This window comes from Mesorhizobium sp. M0244, from assembly GCF_040321795.1.
Classification (GTDB): domain Bacteria; phylum Pseudomonadota; class Alphaproteobacteria; order Rhizobiales; family Rhizobiaceae; genus Mesorhizobium.
Map to the genome: position 1 here is coordinate 58,008 of NZ_JAMYSE010000015.1, position 13,711 is coordinate 71,718.

General features: G+C 63.1%; 10 protein-coding genes. All 10 read left to right on the forward strand.

Annotation, left to right across the window (positions count from 1 at the left end):
- The first annotated feature begins 1 nt into the window (after position 1).
- The 10 genes from tssF to NKJ08_RS13090 are packed head-to-tail and all read left to right on the forward strand — an operon-like array spanning position 2 to position 13,711.
- The gene (gene tssF / locus NKJ08_RS13045) at positions 2 to 1,876 is read left to right on the forward strand and encodes a type VI secretion system baseplate subunit TssF (protein ID WP_352781949.1); all 1,875 of its coding nucleotides are present in this window, start codon (positions 2 to 4) and stop codon (positions 1,874 to 1,876) included.
- A complete protein-coding gene (tssG, locus tag NKJ08_RS13050; protein WP_352781950.1) occupies positions 1,840 to 2,907 on the forward strand; it encodes a type VI secretion system baseplate subunit TssG in 1,068 nt (355 codons plus the stop codon). The genes tssF and tssG overlap by 37 nt, the downstream gene beginning before the upstream one ends.
- Positions 2,904 to 4,379, forward strand: coding sequence for a type VI secretion system-associated FHA domain protein TagH (tagH, locus tag NKJ08_RS13055; protein WP_352781951.1), 1,476 nt, complete (start codon positions 2,904 to 2,906; stop codon positions 4,377 to 4,379). The genes tssG and tagH overlap by 4 nt, the downstream gene beginning before the upstream one ends.
- A 3-nt stretch (positions 4,380 to 4,382) precedes the next feature.
- Entirely contained in the window at positions 4,383 to 4,838 is a 456-nt protein-coding gene (gene tssJ, locus NKJ08_RS13060) for a type VI secretion system lipoprotein TssJ (protein ID WP_352530179.1), read from the forward strand.
- Between the two features lie 39 nt (positions 4,839 to 4,877).
- Positions 4,878 to 6,212, forward strand: coding sequence for a type VI secretion system baseplate subunit TssK (gene tssK, locus NKJ08_RS13065; protein ID WP_352530181.1), 1,335 nt, complete (start codon positions 4,878 to 4,880; stop codon positions 6,210 to 6,212).
- A 4-nt stretch (positions 6,213 to 6,216) separates the two neighbouring features.
- The gene (gene icmH / locus NKJ08_RS13070; RefSeq protein WP_352781952.1) at positions 6,217 to 7,539 is read left to right on the forward strand and encodes a type IVB secretion system protein IcmH/DotU; all 1,323 of its coding nucleotides are present in this window, start codon (positions 6,217 to 6,219) and stop codon (positions 7,537 to 7,539) included.
- A 1-nt stretch (position 7,540) separates the two neighbouring features.
- Positions 7,541 to 11,077 (forward strand): type VI secretion system membrane subunit TssM, encoded by a 3,537-nt coding sequence (gene tssM / locus NKJ08_RS13075; protein WP_352781953.1) that lies wholly within the window; start codon positions 7,541 to 7,543, stop codon positions 11,075 to 11,077.
- Positions 11,074 to 11,619: a type VI secretion system-associated protein TagF gene (gene tagF / locus NKJ08_RS13080; protein WP_352781954.1), complete on the forward strand. Its 546-nt coding sequence runs from the start codon at positions 11,074 to 11,076 to the stop codon at positions 11,617 to 11,619. Before tssM ends, tagF begins: the two co-directional genes overlap by 4 nt.
- The gene (locus NKJ08_RS13085) at positions 11,619 to 12,707 is read left to right on the forward strand and encodes a DUF2169 family type VI secretion system accessory protein (protein ID WP_352781955.1); all 1,089 of its coding nucleotides are present in this window, start codon (positions 11,619 to 11,621) and stop codon (positions 12,705 to 12,707) included. The genes tagF and NKJ08_RS13085 overlap by 1 nt, the downstream gene beginning before the upstream one ends.
- Complete coding sequence (locus NKJ08_RS13090) at positions 12,704 to 13,711, forward strand: hypothetical protein (protein ID WP_352778905.1); 1,008 nt, start codon at positions 12,704 to 12,706, stop codon at positions 13,709 to 13,711. Before NKJ08_RS13085 ends, NKJ08_RS13090 begins: the two co-directional genes overlap by 4 nt.

Sequence of the window (13,711 nt, forward strand, 5' to 3'; positions counted from 1 at the left end):
GATGGATCGGGTCTTCGTAGAATATTACGAGGAGGAACTGACCCATATCCGTGCGCTCGCGGCAGAATTTGCCGACATGCACCCGGCGGTGGCGCGCAATCTTTCACTCGATACCGTCCCCTGTCCGGATCCCTATGTCGAGCGGCTGCTTGACGGCGTTGCTTTCCTCGCCGCGCGCACCCGGCTCAAGGTCGATGCAGAGCGCTCGCGGTTCTCACGCGCCGTTCTTGACGTGCTCTATCCCGATCTGGTCACGCCGGCGCCGGCAACGGCAATGGTGGTGCTGAAACCCGGCCAGCAGGTCCAGACAATGATTGCGGGCCATATTGTCAAGCGCGGCACGCGCCTGGTTTCAAGCCTGCAGCCCGGCCTGTCGACGCGTTCCACGTTCACCACCTCCCAGGACATGACGCTGTGGCCGATTGCGATCACCTCGGTCGGCTATTTTCAGGATCGCAGCGCCTTGGCGGCAGCCGGCATAGGGCCGATCGGCGGTGTTGGTGGCGAAGCGGCGCTTCGCGTCACGTTGGCTCGGACCGGCAAAGGCAAGCTTGACGAACTGTCGCTCGATCGGCTTGACTTCCACTTTGTCGGGCGCACCAAAGCACCACTGCTTTTCGACGCTATTTTCGGGGCCTGCTCGGCCGTTGGCGCACGGGCGGAAGGCAAGGCCAACCCACTATCGCCCTTGCCGCAACCCGAAATGGTCGGCATCAGCGACGACGAGGCGCTGATGCCTCGTACCCGTCCGACGTTCGAAGGCTACCGACTTCTGCGTGAATACTTCATCATGCCGGAGCGCTTTCACTATGCTCGGATTTCCGGGCTGCAGCCCATCGTGCGCAAATGCACAACCGGGCTCGAGATCATCTTCATCTTCAGGCGTCCAGTGCCTGAGCTGGCCGATCTGACGCCTGCGGATTTCGAGCTTTTCGCAACGCCGATCATCAATCTCTTTGAACGTGAGTGCAATGTCATCGAGCTCGATCCGCGCAAGACGCGGCAGGTGCTGCATGCCGACCGCACGCGAGCGCGGGACTTCGAAATCTATCGGGTCATCCGCGTCGAGGACGCCGACAGCGAAGGCAACGACGCCGAAATTCCGGAGCTCTTCAGCCTGGGACAGAACCGCGGCAGCGGTTGGGTTTATTCCACCGAACGGCGCCCACGCCGCCCGACAGAGGAGGAACGGCGCGACGGCCTGACCCGCACCTCATACACCGGAGATGACGTTTTCCTGGCGATTTCACGTCCGGCGGAAAGTCCGGCGAACCGGCCGCTGAAGCGTGTCGACGTCGTGGCGCTCTGCACCAACCGCGATCTGCCGATCCTTGACGACAACCCTACCCTGACGCTCGAAGCCGGTGACCCGGTCGAAACGATCCGGCTTCTCGGCGCATTGCGCCCGCCTCGCCCTGCCATCCGTGCAGCGCTGCCGACGGGTGCGGCGGGAGAATCGCGAGCCGACAATCTCGCCTGGCGGCTTGTAGCGCAGCTTGCGCTCAACTTTCTCAGCCTTGCGAAGGAAGGTCGCGGTGCCGACCCGCTGCATGCGCTGCTTGAGCTCTACGCCGACAGGGGCGACCCGAGCCTCGCCCGCAACGTGCACTCGATCGTGCGCATCGATTCCCGGTCGGTCATCGAACGGCTGCAGATCGACGGGCCAATGTGTTTCGGACGAGGCACGGAGGTGACCTTGCATGTCGACCAGTCTGTCCTGGCAGGGCAAAGCACATTGCTGCTTTCGGCCCTGCTGGCGCGGCTGTTTGCCCGTCACGCCGGAATAAACGGATTTGTGCGAACCCGCACACGGCTGCTGCAGAAGCAGGAGGATGTGCCATGGCCGATGACGCCCGGCAATCGCTACCTGATCTAGACAAGGCCGGCCTGCACCGCGCCGAAGAGCTGTCGGATGCGTTCGATTTCTTCGAGCTGTTGCGCCGGCTCGAACGCAGAGGCGGGCTGTTCGGCTATTCCGGCCCGCCGGAGCGCGAGCCGTCAAGGCTCGGGCAGCATATCCGTCTCAGCTTTTCCGCCAAGGACTTGGCAGAATTCCGCGAAGCGAAGGACAAGGCCCCCGCCCGGGTTACAGTCGCCAACATCGGGCTGATGGGACCTGAAGGTCCGATGCCTTTGCATTTGACGCGCTGGGTGCTCGATCGTCTGTCGCAGCGCTGGTTCACCGGCGCCGATTCACAGCAGACCAGCGATACGACATTCATGGACTTCGTCAACATTCTTCAGCACCGTATGATCGCCCTGTATTATAGAGCGTGGGCGGATGCGCATCCGGCGGTTCAGGTCGAGCGCGCGGTGGGTGGGCGCGTTCGCGCCATGCTTGAAGCCATGGCAGGGATAGGGCTTCCCGGCACCCAGAACGCCGATCTGGACGCCGTGAAGCTGCGCCAGGCCGCTTCGCTTGCCAATCAGGTCGACGGCCCTGAGCGGCTGACGCTGTTTCTGGCAGAGGCGTTCAAGGTGCCGGTCCGGATCAGCGAGTTCATCGCTGCCTGGATAACCATACCAGCCGCGCTTCAGACCCGCCTTGCCAAAGCCTACGCGGGGCTTGGTCGGGGAGCGACGATCGGTCCGCGCGTTTTCAACCGCCAAAGTAGGATTGAGCTCCGCGTCGGCCCGTTGGGGTATGAGGACTTCAAGGCGTTCCTGCCGGGCGGTCAGCGCCTCAAATTGTTCAAGCAGGCCGTCCGCGAGATGGTCGGGGAAGCGCTCGACGTCGATCTGCGCATCGTGCTGGCGCGCGATGCCGTTCCCCCGCCCCGCATTGGAGCCGTGCAACTCGCCCGGACCGCGTGGCTTGCGCGGCCCGCTGAAAGGGGCGATGCTGACGACATGCGGCTGCGGACAATAGTCGGCTGGCGGCAGGAAGGGGCGGAGGTCGCGGCATGAGTCTGCTGCTGACGCTGGAGCAAGGGCCACGCACACAGGCGGTACGACAGACCCGGCTTGATGAAGGCGAGCTGGTGATCGGTCGCAGCGCGGACGCCGGCTGGCAGATCGACGATCCCGACATGTTCGTTTCGCGGGCTCATTGCAGGATCACTGGTGGGCGAGACGGATATTTCGTCACCGATACCTCGAGCAGCGGATTGTTCATTGATGACTCCGAATGCCCGCTTGGCGCCGGCAAGTCGACGCGGCTTCGCAATGGCATGCGGCTGAGACTGGGCGACTACATCGTGTATGTCGACCTGCAGACGTCGACCGCCCAAGCGACAGCAGCAGCCCGCGGCCCAGTCCCGGAGCGCTCGCCACCGGCGTCTCGGGCGCCGGTCAGCATCGGCCGCGATGATTTCTTTTCCGCCACCGTGGAAGAAGAGCCGCGGCGGCCACGTCCAGCCGACCTCCCGAATCCTTTTGAGCAGCCGATCCCGGGTGCGTTCGAGCGCGCCAACTCCAGACAGCGCAGCTCGCCTGCTTTCGATGACCCGTTCAGCCTCGATCCGGTTTCAACGCCGGTATCCAAAGACGCAGCCGGCTATCCAGAACCAGCCAGCGCGGCCAAACAGGCAGACCCTTTCGGCCTTGACCCGGCGCCGTCCCGCAACGGCGCAACCGAGGCCACGGCCGGAGAGCCGCCGGAATTCAATGACGACTTCGGTTTTGAGCCAGCCGCGACCCCCAGTTCGGGAAGCGGCGCCGGTTCGACCAGTCAGCGCCAGCGCAACGCCCAACGACCACAATCGGCCAATGCCTGGGACCTGCCTGTGCGGGCGGCAGAGGCCCCTCCCCCAGTGCGGGCAGGCGCTGCTGCCAACCCCGCCCGTCCGCCGCCTGCGGCGCAGCACGCCGACATGGCGCTTCGCACTGCATTCCTGCGCGGCATGGGCGTCGCGGAGGCCGATTTTCCCGGGCGCGACGCCATCGCCGAGATGGAGAAGTTCGGCCGCGAATATCGGCTTATGATGGAAGGCCTGATGCAGCTGCTGCGCAAGCGTGCCGAAGAAAAGGGGAATGCTCGCGTTGCCCAGACAATGGTCGGAGCCTCCGAAGTCAATCCACTCAAGTTTCTGCCGACGGTCGACGACGCGATCGTGACGCTGATTGCCGAACGCAGCCCCGGATTTCTCGCCGGCGAAGCGGCAATCGCGGATGCGGTTCGCGATCTCGCACAACATCACGTGCGCGCCTGGCGCGGCGTGCAGGCCGCCTTGCGGCGGATGGTCGACCGTTTTGAGCCGGCAGCGATCGAAGAAGAGCTGAAATCAAGTTCGGCGATCGGCACGCTGCTTTCGGGCGGGCGCGGCGCCAAGCTGTGGGAACTCTACCAGAAACGCCATCGTGAAATCGCCGAGAGCGCGGAAAAAAGCTTTCTCGGCGAAATCGGCGCCGATTTTCGGGATGCATATGAGGAGGAGTAAGACATGATCGATCGACGCGACTTTATCGTTGCCCTGGGGGCAACCGGGCTGCTTACGGCATGTCAGAGTGCCGGGCCGCCAAAGCCGTCGGTCATCACGGTCAAACTGACCGGTGCGGCCGGTATGAATGCTGGACCAGGCGGCGGCGACCGGCCAGTGACGGTGCTCGTGATGCGGCTGCGCAGCACCGGGAAATTCAACTCCGCCGATTATTTTGCTTTGCAGGGGGATGCCGGCTCGGCACTGGCAGGCGATCTGATCGGGTCTGACCAGATTGCGGTGGGGCCGGGAAAGACCGCGTCCAAGACGATTACGGTCGAACCGGAAGCGACGGCCCTGGGCTTCGTTGCGCTGATCCGTGAGCCTGGTGGACGAAACTGGCGGACGACCAAATCGGTTTCGCCGGGATCAAACTTCACGATCAATGTCACGCTTGGCAGCGGCGGCATTTCCGCCTAGCGGCCAAGGCAAGGGGAGTTCGATGCAGAGAGTAGCCGCATGAGCGATGCAAACAGGGTGCTGTGGTCCGAGGGCCTTTTTCTCAGGACCCAGCATTTCCAGCAGCAGGATCGTTTCTTTGAGGCGACTGTGCGCGGCGCGCTGCAGGCCGGCCAACTGCATACATTCGGCTTTCAGCAATTGATGCTGGACCAGTCCTTGCTCGATGCCGGCCAGATCTCGATCCTGTCCGCACGAGGCATTTTCCCGGACGGGACCCCCTTTTCCATTCCCGAGATGATGGACGCGCCGCGTCCGCTGCCGGTCACCGCTGATACGGGTGCCGGCCCGGTGCTGGTCGCGTTGCCGCTCGAGCCTGCCGGCGGCATCGGTTTCGATCCGGCACACGCGGCACCCACTGGCGCGCGCTATCATGGGCGGATTGTTTCGGTGCGCGATGCCGTCCAGGGCGGTTCAGATCCCGAAGAAATCGAAATCGCCCGTCCGCAGGCCCTGCTGCTGGCACCTGGCAAATCGGTCGGCGGCTACACCGCCTTGCCGATCGCCGACATAAAGGGGGTTCGAGCCGATGGCGGCGTTTCCCTGAACGAGACGTTCCTGCCGCCGGCACTGGTTACCGGCGCGGTGGGCTGGTACCGGCAATTGCTTCTGGAAGTGGTCACAGGCCTTGACCAGATCGCCGAGGCGCATGGCAAGATGGTCATGGGCGGGCCAGGGCGCAGCGTTGAAGACCTGTTGCTGCTCAATCTCGCCAATGCGGCGCGTCCGCGGCTGGCCCACATGCTTGCGCAGGATGTTTTCCATCCGGCCGAACTTTATCTAGAACTCGTCGGGCTCGCCGGTTCGATGGCAACCTACGGCGCAAGCGCGCGGCGACTGGGCGAGTTGCCCGCTTACGATCACATGGCCCCCGGCCCGGCCTATTCGGCGCTGGCCGATGCGCTGCGCTCGCTCATCCTGAGCCTGCGCTACATCGAGCCGAAATCGCGCGCGCTGCCTGTCATGCGGCATTCGACCAATGTCTGGAAAGTCCGCATCGACAACCCAAAGCTGCTGGTGGCCAGCCGCATCGTCATCCGGGTCGGTTCGGAGCTGTCAGAGGACGCGCTGCGCAAGATATTCGTCAACCAGGCGACTGTCGGCTCGGCCGATCAGTTCGAGGGCCTGTGGAAGTCTCGCCTGCCCGGCATCCCGCTGAAGCCGCTCCATTCCCAGCCGCGCGAGATCCCTTACGACGGCGATCGGCTGTGCCTTGAGCTGGACCAGAAAAGCGAACACTGGGCATCGCTGCTTGATGCGCCGGGCTTTGTCATCGGTGTTTCGGGTGTATTGCCGAGCGAGCCGCAGGTTGACTGCTATTCGGTGAACAGGTGAGATCATGAGCCGGGATGATCCTTTCGGACTGTCGGAGGATCGCGAACGCACTCGCATAAGGCTGACCGGCGCGCCGATGCCGCGACCGATGGCGGCACCCTTGCCGGGCGGGCCGATAAGGCGGTCGCGCACCCACCCGAACGGGCTTGTCAACGCCTTCGCGCCCTTGCTCGAGTTTGCTCCAGAGCTTGAGAGCGCGCTGGCACCGGAGAATCCAGAAGCGTTGCGCACTCGGCTGCTCGAAGAACTGGTTCGGGCACGCGACACCGTAATGGCGGCGGGATCCTCGATGGAACGGGCCGATCAGGCAGCCTGGGTGGTGGCGGCCTTGCTCGATGATCTGGCCCTGAACACGCCCTGGGGCGGGGCCAGCGCATGGCCGCGCCAGCCGCTTGTGGTCATGCTGCGCGGCGATGTCGATGCCGGCACGCAGTTCTTCACCCGGCTCGACGAACTCGAACGCCATCCGAACCGCGATCGCGAATTGCTGGAACTTCAGTATGACTGCCTGGCACTCGGTTTTCGCGGCAAGTATCGCGTGCCCGGCCGGTCGGGCGATCGCTCGATCAATGCCGTTCGGGTGGCAGCGGCACGCTTCCTGCGCGATGCCGACGCCGAGAACGCGCCGCTGTCGCCGAACTGGAAAGGCGTAATCGCATCCGACGAGCCGCAGCGCTTCATCGTTCCGATCTGGGTGATGGCCCTCGGCGCGGTGGTCATCGCCACCGCGACCTATATCGGGCTCTCAGCGGGCCTGAGCAGCCAGGCGGTCGAGCTTTCCGCCCTGGTGCGCGCGCTGCCGCCGCCGACCCGTGGCGACATCAGCCGCTTGTCGCCAACGGTCGATGCGCCGCCGCCACAGACCGTGGATTTCGCGCTGCTACCCGAATTTGAAGCCGGGGCGCCGCCCGATCTCAAATCGGCTCTCAGCGGCACCGAGAGCGTTTCGCTGGCCAAGCTGGTGATCCAGGCCTCCAACCCTGAATTGTTCCAGTCGTCGCGGCCAACACTGACTAAAGGATTCGAGCCGCTGATCGGGTCGATCGCCAAGGTGATCCTCGCCAATCAGGAACTGATCGGCAACATCACGGTGGTCGGACATACGGACAGCGTTCCTCTGCAAAAAACCAATCCGCTGTCGACCAACCAGCGCCTGTCCGAGGCCCGCGCCCAGACCATTGCCGACATGCTGGTGCAAAACGGAGTGCCTCAGGAACGCGTTCATTCCGAGGGCCGAGCAGCCACCGATCCAGTCGCCGACGACAGCACGCGCGCGGGCCGGGCCTTGAACCGCCGCGTCGAGGTGCTGGTCGAAAAGAGGCTGTGAGATGTTCATCCTGCGCTTCCTCTGGGCGGTCCTGACATCGCGCTGGCTGTGGACGCTGATCGGCATCACGTTGCTTTCCCTGGTGATCTGGGTGTTCGGCCCGATCGTCAGGGTCGGCCCTTACGAACCTTTCGCCTCCGACAATGTGCGCATCGTCATCATCGCGCTGCTGGTCATCTTCTGGCTGGTCTGGCTGATCGTTGCCCAACGCCGGGCGATCCGCGCCAATCGCATGTTCGTCGCTGAAATCGCCGCTCCGGCGGTAGAAAAGCCGCTCAGCCCCGGCGAAGAGAACGTCGCTGCCGTCGGTGCCAAGTTCGCCGAGGTCATGGCCGAGTTGAAGCGCCGGAAGCTCGGCGGGCGCACGTTCCTGCGTGAGATGCCCTGGTACGTGATCGTCGGTCCGCCGGCCACCGGCAAGACCACAGCCTTGCGGCAGTCAGGGTTGAATTTTCCGATCGACCTGACCGACGACCTGCAAGGGGTGGGCGGCACACGCAATTGCGACTGGTTCTTTTCGGAGAACGCAGTTCTGATCGACACTGCAGGCCGCTATGTCCAGCAGGAAAGCCAGCCCGATGTCGACGCGGCGGAGTGGCTGGGCTTCCTCGACCTTTTGAAGAAGCACAGGGGACGCCGCGCGCTCAACGGTGTGATCGTCGCGCTTTCGATCGATGTGCTTTCGGAGGGCGACGAGGCCATCAAGGCGCATGGCCGCAAGATCCGCCGTCGTCTGGCCGAGCTCAACGATCGGCTCGAAATCCGCCTTCCGGTCTATCTGATGCTGACCAAAGCCGATCTGATCAAGGGGTTCGAGGCGTTCTTCGGCGGCTTGTCCACGGCTGCGCGCGAGCAGGTCTGGGGGACCACCTTCGCGCTGGATGCACGCGTCGATACAAAGACCATCGAGCGCGAAATCGCGACGCTAGCGACCGAGCTCGAGCGGCGGCTGGTGCCTCGGCTGGAGGATGAGGACAAGCTTGCTAACCGCGCCGAAATCTTCAGGTTTCCCGCCCAGCTCGCCAGCCTGTGCGAACCGATCCAGGTGCTGGTCGAGGCGATGTTCGGCGAAAGCCGGTATGAGGAGGCCGCCTGGCTGCGTGGCCTCTATCTGACATCGGCGACCCAGGAAGGGGCGCCGATCGATCGGCTGACCGCGGCGCTGTCTGCCTCCTTCGGACTTCCGCCGCGCCGGGCGTTGCCGGCGCCGCGCGTCGAAAAACGCAGCTTCTTCCTAAAGAATCTGCTTACCGAAGTCATCTTCAAGGAAGCGGGCCTCGGCACATTCGATCCGCTGGCGCAACGCCGCCGCGCCTGGATCTGGCGAGGTGCGGCCGCCGGATGTGCCGCGGCCGCTTTGCTGACAGGGGCGCTGTTCACCTGGTCCTATTACGACAACCGCAACGCGATCACGGCCCAGGCTAGCCAGTTCGAGGCGCTGCAAACACCGCTGACCTCGGCCGCGGCAACCCCGGCATCGGTAGAACAGCCTGCCATCGATGGCGTCCTCAGCGCGATGGATGAGGTCGCCAATGCCCGGACAACGCCGCCTGGCGCTGTGCAGGATCTGCTCGGACCATCGGCGTCGGCGGAGCTGGTGCGAGCACAGACCGACACTTACGACCACGCTTTGCGCAACATACTTGAGCCGCACATGGTGGCGCTGCTCGAGGCGACGATGTGGCGGCAGATCCGCGATCCGGACTTCATGCTTGGCGCGCTGAAGACCTATCGCATGATGACCGGCCTTTCCCAGATGGATCCGGACTTCGCCCAGAACTGGTGGGTGAACAGTCTGCCTGAATTCGCGGCGGCCGCCCCCTTTCCGACAGCTGACGCGGAAGAGCACCAGCTTGCCGCGATCCGTCGCATGGCAGTCGACGCCAGCTATATCGCCCCGGACCAGGCGCTGGTTGCCGAGGCACTGAAAACCGTCTGTACGATTTCGTTGCCGGCGCGTGCTTATAAGCAGTTGCTGGCGGACCCGGCGGTGACCGCGCTAAAGGAATGGGTTCCGGCGAACTTCGCCGGCCCCAACGGCGCCAAGGTCTTTGCGCGTCGCTCCGACAAGACGCTTCGCGTCGGCATTTCGGGAGCGTTTACCTATGCCGGCTTCCATGACGCCATTCTCGACCGGGTCGAGGATGTGGCTGCCCAGGCAGCACTCGACCGGGCGGTGTTCGCCGGCGGTTGCTCGGAAAATTCCGAAACCTCGGTATCGGCGCTGTCCGAAGATATTCTGAAGCTTTATTACGACGACTATATCGCCCAATGGGACAGCTTCCTGCGCGATATGAGGCTGGCGCCATTGACCGACCTCAACGTCGCCAGTGAGAACCTCAAGGATCTTTCAAGCGCCGATTCCGCGCTCAAACGACTGGTCACGGCCGTGGTCCAGGAGACTGAGCTTACGCGATCCGATGAAGCGCCGGCAAACGACAAGGCCGCGGCGTCAGGCGGCTCGAAACTGCTCGGCAAGCTGGGCAAGCTTGGCAAGATCGTAAAAACCGGAGCAAAGCTTTTGCCGCGCGCCGGCTCCGCCGACGAGGTGGATCTTACCGGCAGTCTGGTGGCCGAGCATTTCAAGCCGCTCAAGGGTGCCATCGCCGAAGTCGACGGCCAGCCGCCGGCGCTCGACGCCGCCATTGTCGCGCTGACTGCGCTGTCCAACGTGCTGCAGACGGTGACGGCCAATCCCGATCCCCAGGATGCTATCAAGAAACAGGGCGGCCTCGCCGAACTGACTGGAGCGGTCGCCAGGCAGGCGCAGATCCTGCCCGACCCGATCGACGACTGGTTGGGCGGCATTGCCGGCGATACCAGCGGCCTGACGCAGAAGGCGGTCACCTCGGAGCTCAACGCCATCTGGCGCGCCGACATCCTGCCGTTCTGCCAGGCCGCACTCAACGACCGCTATCCGTTCAGCCCTGACAGCGCCGTGGACGTCAATGTTCGCGACTTCGCCCGCCTGTTCGGACCGGCAGGGCTGATCGACACCTTCATCAACGACCACCTGATCAGCTATGTCGACACGTCGGCGCAGCCATGGAAATGGCGCGCTGATTTCGGCCTTGACCCTTCGGCGCTGGCTGCGTTCGAACAGGCAAGGCGGATCCGCGATGATCTCTTTCCAGGCGGTACGGGCCCGGTGATGAGCTTCACGCTCGAACCGAAGGACCTGTCTCCCAACGTCACGCGCGTGACGCTCAACCTCGATGGCCAGAACCTCGTCTACTACAACAACGCAACGAGGCCGCAGCCGATGACGTGGCCCGGCAAGGACGGCACAGGCGTCATCTCGCTGGCCTTCCAGCCGATCGATGGCTCGCCCGAAATCATGCTCAACGAGACCGGCAGCTGGGCCTGGCTGAGAATGCTGCGCAGCGGTCGTTTCACTGGCACCTCCCTATCCGATGTCTACAGCCTGCGCCTGGGGACGAACGGCATGTACGCCGATTTCCAACTCAAGGCTGCCAGCGTCGAAAATCCTTACAACCTGCAGATGTTCAAGAAATTCTCATGTCCGCCGCAGATATGATCCTGCCCGGCTTCTACGGCAAAATGCCCGCCACCGGCGATTTCGTGACGCGGCGGCTGCCCGGGGATTTTGTGCGCAACTGGGACCGATGGCTGGCGCAACATCTGGTCCCGCTGCTCGGCCGGGAAACTTGGCCGCGCACCACCGCGCTGCGCTTTTTGGCCGGCCCGGCTTCGTTCGGCGCATCGGCAGGGATCATTTTGCAGAGCGCCGACAGGGTCGGCAGGCAATTCCCTCTGAGTGTCGTAGCCCAGCTTCCTGAAGTCTGCGTTGAGCTTGCCTATGCCGATGCATGGTTTGCCGAGATCGAAAAGGTGGCCATCGCTGCCCAAAATGGCGAGCTGACGCCGGACGAATTGGATGGCGCGCTGGCTACACTACCGGCGCCGCCAGTCGAGCCGGGCGAAGAGCTCATCAGCGATATGGTGATGTGGACAGCGCGTTCGGACATTTTCGACATCGACCCGCTGTCGCCGCAGACGACGTTGGAACAAATCTTTGCGGAGAGCTGGGAGACCAGCTTATACGGGGGCGAACACTGATGTTTGTTAGCGGCAATACCACGCCATTTTTGGCAGAAGCTTTTCCCTATCAGGACAAGCACTGCGTAAGACACTGTGTGGCTGTCGTCCGCGCTACATTCGATGTCGATACAGACGGAAAATGCACGCCCAGCAAACAGCAGTCGCCATTCGTCTATTCCGATACGCACTATGGTGACCCGGAAACGACTTCAATTCGAGTCGAGACAGACTTTGTCCCTGTCAAGTCGAAGTGCGAGGTTCTGCTCGACGCAGCGGCAATGGCGCCGGGCGGGCGACCCATTGAGTCGCTCGAGGTAGGACTATTTGGACCCAACCTACAAAAACGTGCAATCGTAACCGGGCAGCGGCGTTGGTTCCGGGGCGGCCTTGGCATTCAGGCGTCGCCGCCGACTCCGTTCATATCGATGCCACTCGCCTGGCATCTTGCTTTCGGCGGCACCGACCGCACCAATCCTGATCCCGCCAAGCATAGCAGCGATGCTGTCAACCCGATTGGCAGCGGCTATCTGGTCGGCCAGAGCAACATCGACGGAACGACACTGCCTTGTATCGAGCACCCGCATTCGCGGATGCGCATCTGGAACGACCGACCGCGCCCGATCGGCTTCGGCCCTGTACCGCGCTTCGCGAAGGAGAGAGCGCTATATGCTGGCACATACGACAAGCATTGGATGGACAACGTCTTGCCCTTCCTGCCGCACGACTTCGACGACCGTTATTTCCAGGCGGCGCCGCAGGATCAATGGGTGGATCAGCTCACCGAAGGTCTGATGTTCGGCTGCCTGAACATGAACAAAAGCGGGAAGTTCAAGGTAAGACTGCCTGCGCTCTCGATCCCGGTGCGTTTCCTTTTCAATGACATAACCGAGTCCAGGGCATTGCGCCCTGACACACTGGTCCTTGTGCCCCACGAGAACCGAATCGTGCTTGTTGGACGGGTTGCGACGAAGTTGCCGCGTAAGATGACCAAGCTGCAAGAAGTTCATGTCGGTGTAAGCCTTATCCCGGAGGACGGCGACAAGCCGCACTATGCCGGCTTGGCAGTGGCCATCAAAGAACTCAAGAAAATGCGGCGCTGGTCGTGACCGCAATCTCCTGTCTCAGCCTCGTCTCTCCGGTCGGTTATTCTCCCGCTAGTGCGGTCGCGGCGATGCGCGCGGGTATTGCGGCCTTTGGTGAGTTGCCATACCGCGACGCTAATGGTGAGGCGATTCTTGGTGCTGTTGTTAATGCATTTGCGCCTGATTTGCGGGGCCGAGACCGACTTTCCGCACTGGTAGAGTTCGCAATTGATCAGTTGGATCCCGACGCTACTGAGGCGTTGCCTTGGGGGCAGATGCCGCTGATCCTGTGCACGCGGGAGCCCGAGATGCCCGGGGGCCGGATAAACGGCATCCTCGGCGGTATCACGCTACCGCACGGAGCGCCGCTGGCCGGTCCGAAATCGGGACATATAGCAGCCGGCCCGATTTCAGCCTTCGCGGCAATTTCGCGTGCCCGCGACCTGCTGCAAAACCGTGACGTGCCCGCTTGCATCGTTTTGGCCGTGGACAGTCTCATCGATGCGCGCACCCTCGGCTGGCTGGATGCCAGGGCACGCTTAAAGACCACAATCGAGACCGACGGTCTTATTCCCGGAGAAGGTGCCTGCATAACCGTTGTCAGCCGGCAGCCAATTACCCAGAGCCACGTTATCGTAAGGGGTCTTGGGCTCGGTCGTGAAACAGCAACAATTTACAACGAGGAGCCTCTCCGCGCCAATGGCCTTACCGCAGCGCTGAAGATCGCCTTGGAAGAGGCCGGCGTGCACATGCATGACGTGGCATTCCGCCTGTCCGATGTCGCGGGCGAGTCTTATGCGTTCGAAGAGCTCGTTCTTGCCCAGATGAGAACGATGCGAAAAACCCGGCCTGAACAACCGGTGTGGCATGCGGCCGACTGTATCGGCGACAGCGGGGCGGCTGCCGGCCTTATCCAGTTTGCCTGGGCGGAGCAGGCCTATAAGAGAAACTATGCTCCTGGAGCAATCGCAGCGCTGCATGGAAGCTCAAGCTTCGGTGGCCGGGCCGCCGCCATTGTGACAGCGTAG